Source organism: Streptomyces sp. NPDC045955, assembly GCF_056430805.1.
In genome coordinates this window covers 55,594-72,695 of record NZ_JBWKKY010000010.1, presented here as the reverse complement: position 1 = coordinate 72,695, position 17,102 = coordinate 55,594, and the positions used below count along the sequence as shown (strand labels likewise).

Annotated in this window: 15 protein-coding genes; 10 read left to right on the top strand and 5 right to left on the bottom strand. The window is 71.1% G+C overall.

The features are described 5' to 3' along the window. Positions 1-94: 94 nt before the first annotated feature. Both AC07F0_RS21770 and AC07F0_RS21765 read right to left on the bottom strand, forming a co-directional pair. Positions 95-2,137: a glycoside hydrolase family 31 protein gene (locus AC07F0_RS21770; protein WP_478981106.1), complete on the bottom strand. Its 2,043-nt coding sequence runs from the start codon at positions 2,135-2,137 to the stop codon at positions 95-97. A gap of 107 nt (positions 2,138-2,244) precedes the next feature. Further along, positions 2,245-3,258: a LacI family DNA-binding transcriptional regulator gene (locus tag AC07F0_RS21765; RefSeq protein WP_436728758.1), complete on the bottom strand. Its 1,014-nt coding sequence runs from the start codon at positions 3,256-3,258 to the stop codon at positions 2,245-2,247. Between the two features lie 343 nt (positions 3,259-3,601). On the opposite strand from AC07F0_RS21765, the gene AC07F0_RS21760 reads away from it, so the two are divergent. The 7 genes from AC07F0_RS21760 (at position 3,602) to AC07F0_RS21730 (ending at position 12,884) form a co-directional block, all read left to right on the top strand. Beyond that, positions 3,602-5,542, top strand: a complete 1,941-nt coding sequence (locus AC07F0_RS21760; protein WP_478981104.1) for an acyl-CoA dehydrogenase family protein — start codon at positions 3,602-3,604, stop codon at positions 5,540-5,542. 94 nt (positions 5,543-5,636) lie between these two features. Continuing rightward, a complete protein-coding gene (gene dxr / locus AC07F0_RS21755) occupies positions 5,637-6,893 on the top strand; it encodes a 1-deoxy-D-xylulose-5-phosphate reductoisomerase (protein WP_436728760.1) in 1,257 nt (418 codons plus the stop codon). A gap of 8 nt (positions 6,894-6,901) precedes the next feature. After that, positions 6,902-8,194, top strand: a complete 1,293-nt coding sequence (locus AC07F0_RS21750; RefSeq protein ID WP_478981413.1) for a M50 family metallopeptidase — start codon at positions 6,902-6,904, stop codon at positions 8,192-8,194. A 168-nt stretch (positions 8,195-8,362) separates the two neighbouring features. Beyond that, positions 8,363-9,520, top strand: a complete 1,158-nt coding sequence (gene ispG / locus AC07F0_RS21745) for a flavodoxin-dependent (E)-4-hydroxy-3-methylbut-2-enyl-diphosphate synthase (protein WP_478981102.1) — start codon at positions 8,363-8,365, stop codon at positions 9,518-9,520. Positions 9,521-9,700: 180 nt separating this feature from the next. Continuing rightward, on the top strand, positions 9,701-10,549 hold the full coding sequence (locus AC07F0_RS21740; RefSeq protein WP_478981100.1) for a GNAT family N-acetyltransferase: 849 nt from the start codon (positions 9,701-9,703) through the stop codon (positions 10,547-10,549). Positions 10,550-10,579: 30 nt separating this feature from the next. Beyond that, positions 10,580-11,110 (top strand): GNAT family N-acetyltransferase, encoded by a 531-nt coding sequence (locus AC07F0_RS21735; RefSeq protein ID WP_478981098.1) that lies wholly within the window; start codon positions 10,580-10,582, stop codon positions 11,108-11,110. Positions 11,111-11,183: 73 nt separating this feature from the next. Further along, positions 11,184-12,884, top strand: coding sequence for a proline--tRNA ligase (locus AC07F0_RS21730; RefSeq protein WP_436728764.1), 1,701 nt, complete (start codon positions 11,184-11,186; stop codon positions 12,882-12,884). 39 nt (positions 12,885-12,923) lie between these two features. Here AC07F0_RS21730 and AC07F0_RS21725 read toward each other — a convergent pair whose 3' ends face one another. From AC07F0_RS21725 to AC07F0_RS21715, 3 genes are read right to left on the bottom strand one after another with little or no spacing between them, the layout of a single operon-like run. Further along, positions 12,924-13,823, bottom strand: coding sequence for an aminoglycoside phosphotransferase family protein (locus AC07F0_RS21725; protein ID WP_478981096.1), 900 nt, complete (start codon positions 13,821-13,823; stop codon positions 12,924-12,926). A 48-nt stretch (positions 13,824-13,871) separates the two neighbouring features. Beyond that, a complete protein-coding gene (locus AC07F0_RS21720) occupies positions 13,872-14,336 on the bottom strand; it encodes a ferritin-like domain-containing protein (RefSeq protein WP_478981094.1) in 465 nt (154 codons plus the stop codon). Continuing rightward, positions 14,333-14,866, bottom strand: a complete 534-nt coding sequence (locus AC07F0_RS21715; RefSeq protein WP_478981092.1) for a hypothetical protein — start codon at positions 14,864-14,866, stop codon at positions 14,333-14,335. The genes AC07F0_RS21720 and AC07F0_RS21715 overlap by 4 nt, the downstream gene beginning before the upstream one ends. Before the next feature lie 205 nt (positions 14,867-15,071). On the opposite strand from AC07F0_RS21715, the gene rimP reads away from it, so the two are divergent. From rimP to AC07F0_RS21700, 3 genes are all read left to right on the top strand, one after another. After that, on the top strand, positions 15,072-15,572 hold the full coding sequence (gene rimP / locus AC07F0_RS21710; protein ID WP_356925801.1) for a ribosome maturation factor RimP: 501 nt from the start codon (positions 15,072-15,074) through the stop codon (positions 15,570-15,572). Positions 15,573-15,574: 2 nt separating this feature from the next. Next, complete coding sequence (gene nusA, locus AC07F0_RS21705; protein WP_478981091.1) at positions 15,575-16,573, top strand: transcription termination factor NusA; 999 nt, start codon at positions 15,575-15,577, stop codon at positions 16,571-16,573. 102 nt (positions 16,574-16,675) lie between these two features. Next, positions 16,676-16,972, top strand: coding sequence for a YlxR family protein (locus tag AC07F0_RS21700; protein ID WP_478981089.1), 297 nt, complete (start codon positions 16,676-16,678; stop codon positions 16,970-16,972). The last annotated feature ends 130 nt before the right edge of the window (positions 16,973-17,102 follow it).

Sequence of the window (17,102 nt, the reverse complement as noted above, 5' to 3'; positions counted from 1 at the left end):
TCGAACGCGCCTGCAGGGGGCGGAAGTTGGCCGAACAGGCGGAAGGGTGGCCGGAAGACCTCCATCGAACCGGTCACCCCTCCCGCTGACGCGGCTACTCCGCTACGGGCAGCCGCGCCCCGTCCCGCAGAAACAGCGGGATGCGGTCCAGCGGGGCGTCGACCGTCACGGCCCGACCGCCCTCGTACGTCTCACCCGTCCACGCGTCCGTCCAGGTGGCCCCCGCCGGGAGGTACGCGGTGCGGGCGGTGGCCCCGGCAGTGAGCACCGGGGCGACCAGCAGGTCCGGGCCGAAGAGGTAGGAGTCGTCGACCGACCAGGTGGCCTGGTCGTCCGGGAACTCCAGGAACAGCGGCCGCATCACCGGCAGGCCCTCCTCGTGCGCCTCCCGCATGACCCGCAGCACGTACGGCTTCAGCCGCTCGCGCAGCCGCAGGTACTTCTCCAGGACGGCCCCGGCCTCCTCGCCGTACGACCACACCTCGTTCGGGCCGCCGGTCATCGCAGGGCCCAGCGGCATGCCCGGGTCGCGGAAGCCGTGCAGACGCATCAGCGGGGACAGCGCGCCGAACTGGAACCAGCGGACCATCACCTCCCGGTACGCCGGGTCGTCCGGGTCGCCGCCGTGGAAGCCGCCGATGTCGGTGTTCCACCACGGGATGCCCGACAGCGCGGTGTTGAGGCCGGCCGCGATCTGGCGGCGCAGGGTCGGGAAGTCGGTGCCGATGTCCCCGGACCACAGGGCGGCGCCGTAGCGCTGACTGCCCGCCCAGGCCGAGCGGTTGAGGCTGACGACCTCCTCCTCGCCGGTGGCGACGAGGCCCTCGTAGAACGTGCGGGCGTTCTCGGCCGGGTAGATGTTGCCGACCTCCAGGCCCGGACCCGCCCAGTAGCGCAGGTTCTCCTGGAAGCCCGGCTTCAGCTCCGGCTCGCAGGCGTCCAGCCAGAACGCCGTGATGCCGTACGGGTCGAGGTAGTTCTCCTTCACCTTCGACCACACGAACTCCCGGGCCTCGGGGTTGGTGGCGTCGTAGAAGGCCACCTGGACCGTGGAGGCGACCTCCTTGTCGGGCCAGTCGGCGTGCGCCATCGGGCCGTACTGGGTGCCGATGAAGTAGCCGCGCTGCTCCATGACCGGGTGGTTCTCGCTCAGCGGCGACACCGACGGCCAGACGCTCACCACCAGCTTGATGCCGAGCTCCTCCAGCTCGCGCACCATGGCCGTCGGGTCCGGCCACTCCTTCGGGTCGAACTTCCACTCGCCGAGGTGCGTCCAGTGGAAGAAGTCGCACACGATCGCGGAGATCGGCAGGCCACGGCGCTTGTACTCCCGTGCCACCGCCATGAGTTCGTCCTGGGTGCGGTAGCGCAGCTTGCACTGCCAGAAGCCCGCCGCCCACTCCGGCAGCATCGGCGTCCGGCCGGTCACCGCGCTGTAGCGGCGCTGGGCGGCGGCCGGGTCGCCCGCCGTGATCCAGTAGTCGATCTGCCGGGCCGAGTCGGCGACCCACCGGGTGCCGTTGTGTGCCAGCTCCACACGGCCGATCGCCGGGTTGTTCCACAGCAGGGTGTAACCGCGGCTGGAGGTCAGCACCGGGATGCCGACCTCGGCGTTGCGCTGCACCAGGTCGAGGACCAGGCCCTTTTGGTCCAGGCGCCCGTGCTGGTGCTGCCCGAGTCCGTACAGCTTCTCGTCGTCGTACGCGGCGAAGCGCTGCTCCAGGCGGTGGTGGCCGTTGCCGACGGCCGTGTAGAGGCGGGAGCCGGGCCACCAGAAGTGGGCGCGGTCCTCGGCGAGCAGCTCGGCGGAGTCCTCCGTGCGCAGGAAGCGGACCATGCCCTCGGCGTTCACCTCGACGGTGAGCGTGCCGACGGTCAGATGCCCGCGCCCGTCCTCGATCTTCACCGTGGACGGGGTCGCGGGGGCCTCGGCGAGGAGCGCACCCGGAAGCCCTTCGAGCACCGGGCCGCCGAGCCGGGCCCGCACCCGGACCGCGTCCGGGCCCCACGGCTCGATCCGTACGGTCTCCTGGCGGCCGCTCCACTCCAGCGCGCCGCCCCGCTCGCGGAACGTGCCGACGGTGGGGGAGGACTGCGCCAGACTCACCTGGGGCTGGATTTCAGCAGGCTGATTCACGTGGCGGGCTCCTGTGCTCCTGGGGGAGTGCAGACAAAGAGGTTCAGGCAGTGGTGGCGGACATGGGGGTGCCCGGGAGGTGGGCGGGAGAAGAGGTGGGATGCGCCTTACGGCCGGGTGGGCGCCGGCCCCGTGCTGCCCCGGACCGTCAGCTCGGGCGCGATCAGCACGACCTCGTCGCTGCCGCGTCCCTCGAACTTGGCGACCAGGTGTTCCACGGCGTGCCGGCCCATCTCCTGCGCGGGGATGGCGACCGACGTGAGCCGCACCGAGGCCTGCGTCGCGACCTGGTCGGGGCAGATCGCCACCACTGACACGTCCTCCGGCACGGCCCGGCCCTGCTGCCGCAGCAGCGCGAGCAGCGGCTCGACCGCCGACTCGTTCTGCACGATGATCCCCGTGGTCCCCGGGCGTTCGTCGAGGATCCGGGCGAGCGTCACGGCCATCGCGTCGTACCCGCCCTCGCACGGCCGGTGCAACAGCCGCACGCCCAGCTCCCGGGAACGGGACCGCAGCCCGTCGAGGGTGCGCTCGGCGAAACCGGTGTGCCGTTCGTAGACCGCCGGGGCCTCGCCGATGACAGCGATGTCCTGGTGCCCCTGCTTCGCCAGGTGCTCCACGCACAGCGCGCCCGTCGCCCGGAAGTCCAGGTCGACGCAGGTCAGCCCGGTGGTATCGGCGGGCAGCCCGATCAGCACGGACGGCTGGTCGGTCGCGCGCAGCAACGGCAGCCGCTCGTCGTCGAGTTCGACATCCATCAGGATCATCCCGTCGGCGAGCCCGCTCCCGGCGACGCGGCGCACCGCGTCCGGGCCCTCCTCACCGGTGAGCAGCAGCACGTCGTACCCGTGCGTCCGCGCGGCGGTCGCCACCGCGATGGCGATCTCCATCATCACGGGCACGTACATGTCCGTCCGCAGCGGGATCATCAGCGCGATGATGTTCGACCTGCTGCTGGCCAGGGCGCGGGCCCCGGCGTTCGGGTGGTACCCGAGCTCGCGGATGCTCCGCTCGACCCGCTGCCGGGTGTTCGCGGAGATGGACCGCTTGCCGCTGAGGACATAGCTCACCGTGCTCGCCGAGACTCCGGCGTGCTGGGCGACCTCGGCGAGGGTGACCATCCGCTCTCCAAGCTTTGTGAAGCGCTTCGACAATGCGCATTGCTGATATGAGTGAGTGAGGGTGGTTCGACAGTAGCTCCAGCGGGAGTACGTGTCCATAGGTTGTCGAAGCGCTTCGATACCGAATTCCGGCACGGCGCCAGAAGGGCGAGCCGTTCCCGGAAAGACACCTTGATGCAACACCGTCCTCAGGCCCCCGACAAGTCCGGGAGCCTTCGTCCCCTTCGGCTGAACGGATGCGCGAGGACTGGTGGGAGCGTCCGGTTTCGGGTACCAACGATCCAGTAGCACTGATCGGTAACGTACCGTCCTCAACATTCCTATATGCGGCGAGGTGGCCCTCATGTCCGCTTCCACCACCCCCTCTTCCCGTCCCGCCGTCACCGAGCGGGAGGCCCGTGAGGTGGCGGAGGCCGCCCGGGAACAGCACTGGCGCAAGCCCAGCTTCGCCAAGGAGCTGTTTCTCGGCCGCTTCCGGCTCGACCTCATCCACCCCCACCCCCTTCCTGCCGACGAGGCGGTGCAGCGCGGCGAGGAGTTCCTCGCCAAGCTCCGCGACTTCGTCGAGACGAAGGTCGACGCGGCCCTCATCGAGCGCGAGGCCCGGATCCCCGACGAGGTGGTCGACGGGCTGAAGGAGCTCGGCGCCTTCGGCATGAAGATCGACACCAAGTACGGCGGTCTCGGCCTCACCCAGGTGTACTACAACAAGGCGCTCTCCCTGGCCGGCTCCGCCAGCCCCGCGATCGGCGTGCTGCTCTCCGCGCACCAGTCGATCGGCGTGCCGCAGCCGCTGAAACTGTTCGGCACACAGGAACAGAAGGAGCGCTTCCTGCCGCGCTGCGCCCGCACGGACATCAGCGCCTTCCTGCTCACCGAGCCCGACGTCGGCTCCGACCCGGCCCGCCTCGCCACCAGCGCCGTGCCCGACGGGGACGACTACGTCCTCGACGGCGTGAAGCTGTGGACCACCAACGGCGTCGTCGCCGACCTGCTGGTCGTCATGGCCCGGGTCCCGAAGAGCGAGGGCCACAAGGGCGGCATCACGGCCTTCGTCGTGGAGACCAACTCGCCCGGCGTCACCGTCGAGAACCGCAACGCCTTCATGGGCCTGCGCGGCATCGAGAACGGCGTCACCCGCTTCCACCAGGTCCGCGTCCCCGCCGCCAACCGCGTCGGCGAGGAGGGCCAGGGGCTGAAGATCGCCCTGACCACGCTCAACACCGGACGGCTCTCCCTGCCCGCCTCCTGCGTCGCAGCCGGCAAGTGGTGCCTGAAGATCGCCCGGGAGTGGTCGGCGGCCCGCGAGCAGTGGGGCAAGCCCGTCGCACACCACGAGGCGGTCGGCTCCAAGATCTCCTTCATCGCGGCCACCACCTTCGCCCTGGAGGCCGTGACGGACCTGGCCTCGCAGATGGCCGACGAGGACCGCAACGACATCCGCATCGAAGGCGCCCTGGCCAAGCTGTACGCCTCCGAGATGGCCTGGACGATGGCCGACGAACTCGTCCAGATCCGCGGCGGCCGCGGCTTCGAGACGGCCGAGTCCCTCCGGGCCCGCGGCGAGCGCGGCGTCCCCGCCGAGCAGCTCCTGCGCGACCTGCGCATCAACCGCATCTTCGAGGGCTCGACGGAGATCATGCACCTCCTCATCGCCCGCGAGGCCGTCGACGCCCACCTCTCGGTCGCCGGCGACCTCATCGACCCCGAGAAGTCCCTCGGCGACAAGGCCAGGGCGGGGGCGAACGCGGGCGTCTTCTACGCCAAGTGGCTCCCGAAACTGGTCGCGGGCCCGGGCCGGCTCCCCACCTCCTACGGCGAGTTCAAGCACGAGGTGGACCTCTCCGGGCACCTGCGCTATGTCGAGCGCACCTCTCGCAAGCTCGCCCGCTCCACCTTCTACGCCATGTCCCGCTGGCAGGGCCGGATGGAGTCCAAGCAGGGCTTCCTCGGCCGGATCGTGGACATCGGCGCCGAGCTGTTCGCCATGAGCGCGGCCTGCGTACGGGCCGAACTGCTGCGCGGCCAGGGCGACCACGGCCGCGAGGCCTACCAGCTCGCCGACGTCTTCTGCCGCCAGTCCCGCATCCGGATCGAGGAGCTCTTCAACCGCCTGTGGACCAACACCGACGACCTCGACCGCAAGGTCGTCAAGGGCGTTCTGTCGGGCACGTACGAGTGGCTGGAGCGCGGCATCGTCGACCCGTCGGGCGAGGGACCGTGGATCGCGGACGCGACACCGGGACCGAGCCGGAAGGAGAACGTGCACCGGCCGATCCGCTGACCGGCCACTCTGGGGGGCGCGTGCCCGCACGGCGCGCGCCCCCGCGAGGGGATGCGCTGTCCTCACACACGACGCTTACGGCAACAATGGAGGAATGAGCGACAGTCCAGCCCCCCTCGCCGATCCCCATCTGGTCTACGACCCCGTAGCGGGCGACGGCCCGAAGGACGTGGTGATCCTCGGCTCCACCGGGTCCATCGGCACGCAGGCCATCGACCTCGTGCTGCGCAACCCCGGCCGGTTCCGGGTCACCGGCCTGTCCGCCAACGGCGGCCGGGTCGCCCTCCTCGCCGAGCAGGCGTACCGGCTGCGGGCGCGCACGGTCGCGGTCGCCCGCGAGGACGTCGTACCGGCCCTGCGCGAGGCGCTCACCGCGCAGTACGGCACGGGCGAGCCGCTCCCCGAGATCCTCGCCGGCCCGGACGCGGCCACACAGCTCGCGGCGTCCGACTGCCACACCGTCCTGAACGGCATCACCGGCTCCATCGGCCTCGCCCCGACCCTGGCCGCCCTGGAGGCGGGCCGCACCCTCGCGCTCGCCAACAAGGAGTCGCTCATCGTGGGCGGCCCGCTGGTCAAGGCCCTCGCCAAGCCGGGGCAGATCATCCCGGTCGACTCCGAGCACGCCGCCCTCTTCCAGGCCCTGGCCGCCGGCACCCGCGCCGACGTCCGCAAGCTGGTCGTCACCGCCTCCGGCGGCCCTTTCCGCGGCCGGACGAAGGCGGAACTGGCCCACGTCACCGTGGACGACGCCCTCGCGCACCCCACCTGGGCCATGGGCCCGGTCATCACGATCAACTCCGCGACCCTCGTCAACAAGGGCCTGGAGGTCATCGAGGCACACCTCCTCTACGACATTCCCTTCGACCGCATTGAGGTGGTCGTGCATCCCCAGTCGTATGTCCACTCGATGGTTGAGTTCACGGATGGATCGACACTGGCCCAGGCGACCCCGCCCGACATGCGCGGGCCCATCGCCATCGGCCTCGGCTGGCCCGAGCGCGTGCCCGACGCGGCGCCCACCTTCGACTGGAGCAAGGCCTCGACCTGGGAGTTCTTCCCGCTCGACACCGAGGCCTTCCCGTCGGTGAACCTCGCGCGGCACGTCGGCGAGCTCGCGGGCACCGCCCCTGCGGTGTTCAATGCGGCCAACGAGGAGTGCGTGGAGGCGTTCCGCCAGGGGGCGCTGCCCTTCAACGGGATCATGGAGACCGTCACCCGGGTCGTCGAGGAGCACGGCACCCCGCGTACGGGAACCTCACTCACCGTGTCGGACGTCCTCGAAGCGGAGACCTGGGCGCGGACCCGGGCCCGGCAATTGGCGGCACAGACGGCGGAGGCCCGTGCATGACGACCCTGATGTTCATCCTCGGCATAGGTCTCTTCGTGGTCGGCCTGCTGTTCTCGATCGCGTGGCACGAGCTGGGGCACCTGTCCACCGCCAAGCTGTTCGGCATCCGCGTGCCGCAGTACATGGTCGGTTTCGGCCCGACGGTCTGGTCGCGCAAGAAGGGCGAGACCGAGTACGGCCTCAAGGCCATCCCCTTCGGCGGCTACATCCGCATGATCGGCATGTTCCCGCCCGGCCCCGACGGCCGGCTGGAGGTCCGCTCCACCTCCCCGTGGCGCGGCATGATCGAGGACGCCCGCTCGGCCGCGTACGAGGAGCTCAGGCCGGGCGACGAGAACCGCATGTTCTACACGCGCGCGCCCTGGAAGCGCGTGATCGTGATGTTCGCGGGCCCCTTCATGAACCTGGTCCTGGCCGTGGCGCTGTTCCTCGCCATCCTGATGGGCTTCGGCATCACCCAGCAGACGACCACGGTCAGCTCGGTCTCCCAGTGCGTCATCGCGCAGAGCGAGAACCGGGACAAGTGCGAGAAGGGCGACCCGGCCAGCCCGGCCGCCGCCGCGGGCCTCAAGGCGGGCGACAAGATCGTCTCCTTCAACGGCGTCCGGACCGACGACTGGAACAAGCTGTCCGACCTCATCCGCGCCACCCCCGGCAAGGAGGTGCCGATCGTCGTCGACCGCAACGGCCAGGACGTCACCCTGCACGCGAGGATCGCCACCAACCAGGTCGCCAAGAAGGACTCCGGCGGACAGATCGTCGAGGGCGAGTACGTCCGGGCCGGATTCCTCGGCTTCAGCGCCGCCACCGGCGTGGTCAAGCAGGACTTCGGCGAGTCCGTGACCTGGATGGGCGACCGGATCGGCGAGGCCGTCGACTCCCTCGCCGCCCTTCCCGGCAAGATCCCGGCCCTGTGGAACGCGGCCTTCGACGGCGCCCCGCGCGAGGCCGACTCCCCGATGGGCGTGGTCGGTGCCGCCCGCGTCGGCGGCGAGATCTTCACCCTCGACATCCCGCCGACCCAGCAGCTGGCCATGGCCCTCATGCTGGTCGCCGGATTCAACCTCTCCCTGTTCCTGTTCAACATGCTCCCGCTGCTGCCGCTCGACGGCGGTCACATCGCGGGCGCCCTGTGGGAGTCGCTGCGCCGCAACACGGCCAAGGTCCTGCGCCGGCCGGACCCGGGCCCCTTCGACGTGGCGAAGCTCATGCCCGTCGCGTACGTGGTCGCCGGGATCTTCATCTGCTTCACGATCCTGGTGCTGATCGCGGACGTGGTTAACCCCGTGAGAATCTCCTAGTCATACGGCGTTCCAGGCGGCTCGGCACACGGGGTGCCGGGCCGCCTCCCATCGAGTGGCAACGCGGGTGGGATGTGCCCGCGCCAGTGCATGTGCCGTAATCTCGAAGCTCGGAGCCCGCTGCTCACGGGACCGGACCTTGATCCACGACTTGGGGTTGCACAGCAGATGACTGCGATTTCTCTCGGCATGCCGTCCGTTCCGACCAAGCTCGCCGAGCGCCGGAAGAGCCGGCAGATCCAGGTCGGATCCGTGGCCGTCGGCGGAGACGCCCCCGTCTCGGTCCAGTCGATGACGACGACGCGTACGTCCGACATCGGCGCGACCCTCCAGCAGATCGCCGAACTCACCGCCTCCGGCTGCCAGATCGTCCGTGTCGCCTGCCCGACCCAGGACGACGCCGACGCCCTCGCCACCATCGCCCGCAAGTCGCAGATCCCGGTCATCGCCGACATCCACTTCCAGCCGAAGTACGTCTTCGCCGCGATCGAGGCCGGCTGCGCGGCGGTGCGCGTCAACCCCGGCAACATCAAGCAGTTCGACGACAAGGTCAAGGAGATCGCCAAGGCGGCCCGGGACCACGGCACCCCGATCCGCATCGGCGTCAACGCGGGCTCCCTCGACAAGCGCCTGCTCCAGAAGTACGGCAAGGCGACCCCCGAGGCCCTGGTCGAGTCGGCCCTGTGGGAGGCGTCCCTCTTCGAGGAGCACGACTTCCGGGACATCAAGATCTCCGTCAAGCACAACGACCCGGTCATCATGATCGAGGCGTACAAGCAGCTCGCCGAGCAGTGCGACTACCCGCTGCACCTGGGCGTCACGGAGGCCGGTCCCGCCTTCCAGGGCACGATCAAGTCGGCGGTCGCCTTCGGCGCGCTGCTCAGCCAGGGCATCGGCGACACGATCCGCGTCTCCCTGAGCGCGCCCCCGGCCGAGGAGGTGAAGGTCGGCCTCCAGATCCTGGAGTCGCTGGGCCTCAAGGAGCGCGGCCTGGAGATCGTCTCCTGCCCGTCCTGCGGCCGCGCCCAGGTCGACGTCTACAAGCTGGCCGAAGAGGTCACGGCCGGCCTGACCGGCATGGAGGTCCCCCTCCGCGTCGCCGTCATGGGCTGCGTCGTCAACGGCCCCGGCGAGGCTCGCGAGGCCGACCTCGGCGTCGCCTCCGGCAACGGCAAGGGCCAGATCTTCGTCAAGGGCGAGGTCATCAAGACCGTCCCCGAGTCCAAGATCGTCGAGACCTTGATCGAAGAGGCGATGAAGCTCGCCGAGCAGATGGAAAAGGACGGCGTCGCCTCGGGCGAACCGTCGGTGGCGGTAGCGGGCTGAGGTTTTCAGAGTCGCCGGGTTTCCCTGCGTCCTGCTTGGGGGCGCGGGGAACTGCGCGACAAGCCACAACGAACCCGCACCCGCCGACAAACCCCCCGCTCCCGAGCTCGAAGGCGCCCCGCCCAAGCAGCGCAGCTATAGTGCGGAGACCAGCAGACCCGAGTGTGTGAGGCCCCGCACGTGTTGACGCAGACGACCTCCCGGGTCCTCGAACCGAGCGACCTGGACGCCGCGCTCGCCATACTCGACCGCGAGCCCGTCGCGAACGCCTTCGTGACATCCCGTGTGCAGATCGCCGGCCTCGACCCGTGGCGGCTCGGCGGAGAGATGTGGGGCTGGTACGAGGACGGCATGCTGACGTCCCTGTGTTACGCGGGCGCCAACCTCGTCCCCATCTGTGCCACTGCGCGCGCCGTCCGCGCCTTCGCCGACCGCGCCCGCCGGGCCGGCCGTCGCTGCTCCTCCATCGTCGGCCCGGCCGGCTCCACCGCCGACCTGTGGCGGCTGCTGGAACCCCAATGGGGCCCGGCCCGCGACGTGCGCCGCCACCAGCCGCTCATGGTCACCGACCGCCTGCCGGACGGCATCGCCCCGGACCCCTACGTCCGTCGCGTCCGCAAGGACGAGATGGAGAAGATCATGCCGGCGTGCGTGGCGATGTTCACCGAGGAGGTCGGCGTCTCCCCGCTGGCCGGCGACGGCGGCCTGCTCTACCAGGCCCGCGTCGCCGAACTCGTCGGATCCGGCCGCGCCTTCGCCCGCTTCGACACGGACGGCAAGGTCGTCTTCAAGGCCGAGATCGGCGCCGCGACCGATCGCGCCTGCCAGATCCAGGGCGTCTGGGTCGCCCCCGAATACCGGGGCACCGGCCTGGCGGCCCCGGGCATGGCAGCGGTCCTGCGCTACGCCCTGGCCGACGTGGCCCCGGTGGCGAGCCTGTACGTCAACGACTTCAACACGGCAGCCCGCAGGACGTACCAGAGGGTGGGCTTCCGAGAGGTCGGCGCCTTCATGAGCGTGCTGTTCTGACAACTCGAAGCCCCCTGTAGGCTCCCCGCCATGGACCTGGTGATCGGCCCCCTCGACCTCTCCGCCCACGTCGACGAGGCCCTGGAAGTCCAAGCCGTGGCATTCGGGCTGGGCCCCGACGAAGTCGCAGTCCGCCGCCAGATCGTCCTGCGCCACATGACCTACCCGGGCGCCCGCGCCCTCGGCGCGACAGCCGGCGGCAACCTCGTGGGCTTCGTCTACGGCATGCCCAACGACCGCGCCCACTGGTGGTCCACCGTGGTGGAGCCGTACCTCAGGGCGAACCACCACGACCACTGGCTCGACGACGCCTTCGTGATCACCGAACTGCACGTCCACCCCGCCCACCAGAACCGCGGCATCGGACGCTCCCTGATCACCACGATCACCGACGACGCCGCGGAACCCCGCTCGATCCTGTCCGCGATCGACACCGAGAGCCCCGCCCGCGCGCTCTACCGCTCCCTCGGCTACCGGGACCTCGCCCGCCAGGTCCTCTTCCCGAGCGCCCCCAAGCCGTACGCGGTGATGGGCGCCCCGCTCCCGCTCCTGCGCCCTTAACCGATTTCCGCCGCCCGGTGCCCCCCGGATAACCTCCTGGCATCACCTACTCGGCAGCAGGAGCAGAAAAGCCATGGCGAACGTACCGGTCCAGCGCATGTCCCAGTTGATGGCGAAGACGTTGCGCGACGACCCGGCGGACGCCGAGGTCCTCAGCCACAAACTCCTCGTCCGCGCCGGGTACGTGCGCCGCACCGCCGCCGGGATCTGGAGCTGGCTGCCGCTCGGCAAGCGAGTCCTGGGCAACGTGGAGCGCATCGTCCGTGAGGAGATGGACGCCGTCGGCGCCCAGGAGGTACTGCTCCCCGCCATCCTGCCGCGCGAGCCCTACGAGGCCACCGGCCGCTGGGACGAGTACGGCCCCGAGCTGTTCCGCCTCCAGGACCGCAAGGGCGGCGACTACCTCCTCGGCCCCACCCACGAGGAGATCTTCACCCTGCTGGTGAAGGACCAGGCGTCCTCCTACAAGGACCTGCCGGTGATCCTCTACCAGATCCAGAACAAGTACCGCGACGAGGCCCGGCCCCGCGCCGGCATCCTGCGCGGCCGCGAGTTCCTCATGAAGGACTCCTACTCCTTCGACACCGAGGACGAGGGCCTCGCCCGTTCCTACGCCCTGCACCGCGAGGCCTACCAGAGGATCTTCGCGCGCCTCGGCCTCGACTACCGCATCTGCGCCGCCACCGCCGGCGCGATGGGCGGCTCCAAGTCCGAGGAGTTCCTCGCCCCGGCCGAGGCCGGCGAGGACACCTTCGCCGACTGCCCGAACTGCGACTTCGCCGCCAACACCGAGGCGATCACGTACGAGCTGAAGCCCGTCGACGCCGCGGACGTGCCGGCCGCCGAGGACATCCCGACCCCCGACACCCCGACCATCGAGACCCTCGCCGCCTCCCTCGGCGTCCCGGCCTCGGCCACGCTGAAGAACCTCCTCGTCAAGGTCGACGGCGAGATCGTGGCCGTCGGTGTCCCCGGCGACCGCGAGGTCGACATGGACAAGGTCGAGGCGCACTTCGCCCCGGCCACCGTCGAGCTGGTCACCGAGACGGACTTCGCGGCCCGCCCCGACCTGGTCCGCGGCTACGTCGGACCGCAGGGCCTGGACAAGGTCACGTACATCGCCGACCCGCGCGTCGCCCCGGGCACGTCCTGGATCACCGGCGCCAACAAGCCCGGCACGCACACCAAGAACGTCGTCGCGGGCCGCGACTTCGAGGTCGACCGTTACGTCGACGTCGTGGTCGTGCAGGAGGGCGACCCCTGCCCGAAGTGCGGCACGGGCCTCGTCCTCGACCGGGCCATCGAGATCGGCCACATCTTCCAGCTGGGCCGCAAGTACACCGACGCCCTCAAGCTCGATGTCCTCGGCCAGAACGGCAAGCCGGTCCGCGTCACCATGGGGTCCTACGGCATCGGCGTCTCCCGCGCGGTCGCCGCCATCGCCGAGCAGAGCGCCGACGACAAGGGCCTGTGCTGGCCCAAGGAGGTCGCCCCGGCCGACGTCCACGTGGTCGCCGCCGGCAAGGCCCTCCAGACCGAACTGGCCCTCGACATCTCCCAGAAGCTGGCCGCCGCCGGGGTCCGCGTCCTGGTCGACGACCGCGCCGGCGTCTCCCCGGGCGTCAAGTTCACGGACTCCGAGCTGATCGGCGTACCGCAGATCCTGGTGGCCGGGCGGCGCGCGGGCGACGGTGTGGTGGAACTGAAGGACCGCCGCACCGGCGAGCGCGAGGAGCTGACGGTCGAGGAGGCCGTCGCACGGCTCACCGCCTGAGTGCCCTGGCCCTGTGAGCGCTCCGGGACTGCGGAGCGCTCACAGCCAGCCCGCGAACTCCAGCAGCAGCTCCGCGTCCCGCGGGCGTCCGACCCGCCCCGCCCGCACACCCGACTCCACGGCCCGGAACAGCGTCCAGCCGCGCAGCCGCTCCTGGTCGACGTCCAGGGACTCGGCCAGCCGCTTCACCCGGCGCCGGGTCGTCGCCGCGCCGGACGGCTGGGCGATCAGGTCCTCCACCCGGTCGCGGACCAGCCGGGCCAGATCGAAGGCGCACTCGCCGACCACCGGGTCGGGCCCCACGGCCAGCCACGGCATCCGCTCCCCGGCGAGCACCTTGCTCTGCCGGAACGTGCCGTGCAGCAGCCGGTGTTCGGGCGGCGCGGCCAGCAGCTCCGCACGCGCCGCGAGCGCCACGTCGACCAGCGGCGCCACCTCGGGATCGACCCGGGCACGCGCCCGCATCGCCTCGGCCTGCCGCCCGGTCCGCTCGGCCACGGTCTCGAAGGGGAAGCCGGGGGGCGGCTCCACCCACAGCCGCCGCAGCGTCCCCGCCGCCTCCAGCAGCGCCTTAGCTTCCGGCAGCGACCGCACCGACACGTCCGGATGCAGCCGCTCCAGCAGCAGCACGCCCTCGGTCCGGCAGGGTTCGAGCAGCTGTACGGCACCCCGCCCGGCCCAGTGCGCGAGCGCGGCCCGCTCCGCCTCCGGGCGGGCCCGGCCCGGCGCCAGCTTCAGCACGGCGGGCGTCCCGTCGGCCGTCCGCACCAGCACGACCAGGCTGCTGCGCCCGCCGGGCACCTGCACCCGCTCCACGGTCAACTCGCGTAGCGCGACGGCCTGCTGCGCCGCCTCGGGCAGCTGCTCCAGCCAGTCGTCACCGTCCGGTGCCGTCTCACCGAGCGCCCTGACCAGACGCTTCGGCGGTTCGAAAACCATGCGCGAGTCGTTCCCTTCGTGCTGTCCGCGGTGCGCGCCCTGCGCGGGTCACGCCGTCGGCGCCGCCAGGGGCGGGGCCGTGCCGGCCCGCTCGGCGAGCCCAGGGAAGGCTACGCTCTCGCCGCGCCAGCGCACCGCCCGCACCGCCGCCTCCCGCAGCGCCTCGGCGGCCAGGGCCCGCCGGGCGCCGCCCGCCGCGCGCACCAGGTCCGAGTACACCCCGGCCACCCGGTCCTCCAGCTCGGCGGCGAGCCGCACGGCCGCCGCCGCGTCCGGCACCGGGAACGGCAGCGCGTATCCGGCGGCCGCCGCCACGGGCCTGCCGCCCAGGTCCTTCACCTCGCGCACCAGCGCGTCGCGGCGCGCCCGGTGGGCGTCGTACGCCGTCCGTGCCTCGGCGCGCTGCCCGTCGCCGATCCGGCCGCCGACCACGCCGTAGCCGTACACCGCCGCGTGCTCGGCCGCCAGCGCCGCCTGGACGGCCCGCAGCTCCCGGTCCTTCGCCTCGCTCACGCGCCACCCTCCGTCAGCAGATACACATGCGCCGCCCCGGCCGCCGCCACCGAGGCCAGCAGCCGCGCCAGCTCGCCCGGCACGTCGAGCAGCGCCTTGGCCCGCCGGTCGGCGAGCTCCCGCTCCGCGGCGGCGAGGGCGGCGAGCGCGTCCTTGTCGCTGCCCGGCACAGCGGCGGCCGAGGGGGAGGCCGACGCGGTCGACGAAGAGGGAGAGGGAGACGCCTTCCGGCCCGGGCCCCCTCCGAAAGCCCGCGCATGCCGCACGGACTCCTCCCGCAGCGGGCGCAGCCGCTCCGCGAGCCCCGGATGGGCGGTGATCACGGCGTCGTACCGCTCCACCAGCCCCTCGCTGTCCCGCGCCGCACGCGCGCGTGCCCGGCGCTCGGCTGCCGACGGGCCGTCCTCCGGGGCACCCGGACCGTCGCCCCCGGTGGTGCAGCCCGCCAGGACGAGAGCCGCCGGGCCGACGGTGAGCAGAGTCCTTCTGCGCGGCCCCGACCGGGCGCGCGGAGATGAGGGGAACGGCACGTCAGACGTCCTCGGGGGCTCGTACGAGAAAGAAACGGCTCTCAGGGCTGAACGCCCGTGATCACGGTACCCGGGCCCCCGCCCGGGACCACTCAGCGGCACCGTTCGTCACCGGGTGGACGGCAACACACCCCGCGACCGGATACCCTTTGACCAGACACGCGACCCATCCCACAACAGCACACGCGGCCGAGGAGTCACCCGGATGAGCACCACCCAGAGCGAGAGGCTGCGAAAACTGCTGGAACCGCTCGTCACATCCCAGGGCCTGGATCTCGAAGAGATCGAAGTGGACTCCGTCGGACGCAAGCGTGTGCTGCGCGTCGTCGTCGACTCGGACACGGGCGCCGACCTGGACCAGATCGCCGATGTGAGCCGCGCGCTCTCGGCGAAGCTCGACGAGACGGACGCGATGGGCGAGGGGGAGTACACCCTCGAGGTCGGCACCCCGGGCGCGGAGCGCCTCCTCACGGAACACCGGCACTACGTCCGCGCCACGGACCGCCTGGTGAAGTTCCAGCTGGCCGAGGGCGGCGAGCTGGTCGCCAGGATCCTCAAGGTCGACGACGAGGGAATCGACACCGAGGTGCCCGGGGTGAAGGGCCGCAAGGCCACCGCGCGCAGACTCGCCTTCGACGACATCGTCCGGGCACGCGTCCAGGTCGAGTTCAGCCGCAAGGACAACAAGAAGGAAGAGGAGGCGTAGCCGTGGACATCGACATGAGTGCCCTGCGGGGCTTGGTTCGGGAGAAGGAGATCTCCTTCGACCTGCTGGTCGAGGCGATCGAATCGGCCCTCCTCATCGCCTACCACCGCACCGAGGGAAGCCGCCGTCACGCGCGCGTGGAGCTCAACCGGGAGACCGGCCATGTGACCGTGTGGGCGAAGGAGGACCCCGACGACCTCGAGGAGGGCCAGGAGCCCCGCGAGTTCGACGACACCCCGTCCGGTTTCGGCCGTATCGCCGCCACCACGGCCAAGCAGGTCATCCTGCAGCGCCTGCGCGACGCCGAGGACGACGCGACGCTCGGCGAGTACGCCGGCCGCGAGGGCGACATCGTCACCGGCGTGGTCCAGCAGGGCCGCGACCCGAAGAACGTGCTCGTCGACATCGGCAGGCTCGAGGCCATCCTGCCGGTCCAGGAGCAGGTGCCGGGCGAGACCTACCCGCACGGCATGCGGCTGCGGTCGTACGTCGTCCGGGTGGCCAAGGGCGTCCGCGGCCCCTCCGTGACCCTCTCCCGTACGCACCCCAACCTGGTGAAGAAGCTCTTCGCCCTGGAGGTGCCGGAGATCGCGGACGGGTCGGTGGAGATCTCCGCGATCGCCCGTGAGGCCGGTCACCGCACGAAGATCGCCGTACGGTCCACCCGGTCCGGTCTGAACGCCAAGGGTGCCTGCATCGGCCCCATGGGCGGCCGGGTGCGCAACGTGATGGGCGAGCTGAACGGTGAGAAGATCGACATCGTCGACTGGTCGGACGACCCGGCCGAGATGGTGGCGAACGCGCTGTCCCCTGCTCGTGTCTCCAAGGTGGAGATCGTGGACATGGCGACCCGGTCGGCCCGGGTGACCGTGCCCGACTACCAGCTGTCCCTGGCCATCGGCAAGGAAGGGCAGAACGCCCGCCTCGCGGCCCGGCTGACCGGCTGGCGGATCGACATCCGGCCGGACACGGAACCCGCCGCGGACCGGGCCGGGGAATAGATCCAAGCCGCGGGCCGTTCAGATCACGACAGGTTCGGGCGCGGCAACTGTTCGAATCCTGCCCCAAAGGGGTGAGGCGCCTACGGGGAGGTAGACTTAACGGTGTCTGGCCGGACGCGCACCCGCGCATGCCCTGAACGCACCTGTGTGGGGTGTCGGGAGCGAGTGGCCAAGGCCGATCTGTTGCGGATCGTGTTGACCGAGGGCGCATGCGTCCCTGATCCACGCGGTACGCTGCCCGGCCGGGGTGCGTATGTGCATCCCACACCGGTCTGTCTCGACCAGGCGGTTCGCCGCCGGGCGTTCACGAGGGCACTGCGCGCCCCGGGAGCGCCCGACACAAAGGCGTTGCGCCAATACGTCGAGCAGACGACAGTTGCCGAGCAGGCAACACGGTAAGAACGTGCCGCACGGAACCCCCCGTGCGGTCTAGGTACCTCGCGAGTCGAAAGCAGGTCGAGATTGCGATGAGCACTCGATGAGTACGCGATGAGTACGCCCATGAACTAGCGACGGTCCGGCTTCACCC

Bases quoted from the DNA above. Each gene is read 5' to 3' on its own strand.
- AC07F0_RS21765 (WP_436728758.1), bottom strand. From the start codon at position 3,258: ATGGTCACCCTCGCCGAGGTCGCCCAGCACGCCGGAGTCTCGGCGAGC.
- AC07F0_RS21760 (WP_478981104.1), top strand. From the start codon at position 3,602: ATGTCCGCTTCCACCACCCCCTCTTCCCGTCCCGCCGTCACCGAGCGG.
- dxr (WP_436728760.1), top strand. From the start codon at position 5,637: ATGAGCGACAGTCCAGCCCCCCTCGCCGATCCCCATCTGGTCTACGAC.
- AC07F0_RS21750 (WP_478981413.1), top strand. From the start codon at position 6,902: ATGTTCATCCTCGGCATAGGTCTCTTCGTGGTCGGCCTGCTGTTCTCG.
- ispG (WP_478981102.1), top strand. From the start codon at position 8,363: ATGACTGCGATTTCTCTCGGCATGCCGTCCGTTCCGACCAAGCTCGCC.
- AC07F0_RS21735 (WP_478981098.1), top strand. From the start codon at position 10,580: ATGGACCTGGTGATCGGCCCCCTCGACCTCTCCGCCCACGTCGACGAG.
- AC07F0_RS21730 (WP_436728764.1), top strand. From the start codon at position 11,184: ATGGCGAACGTACCGGTCCAGCGCATGTCCCAGTTGATGGCGAAGACG.
- AC07F0_RS21725 (WP_478981096.1), bottom strand. From the start codon at position 13,823: ATGGTTTTCGAACCGCCGAAGCGTCTGGTCAGGGCGCTCGGTGAGACG.
- rimP (WP_356925801.1), top strand. From the start codon at position 15,072: ATGAGCACCACCCAGAGCGAGAGGCTGCGAAAACTGCTGGAACCGCTC.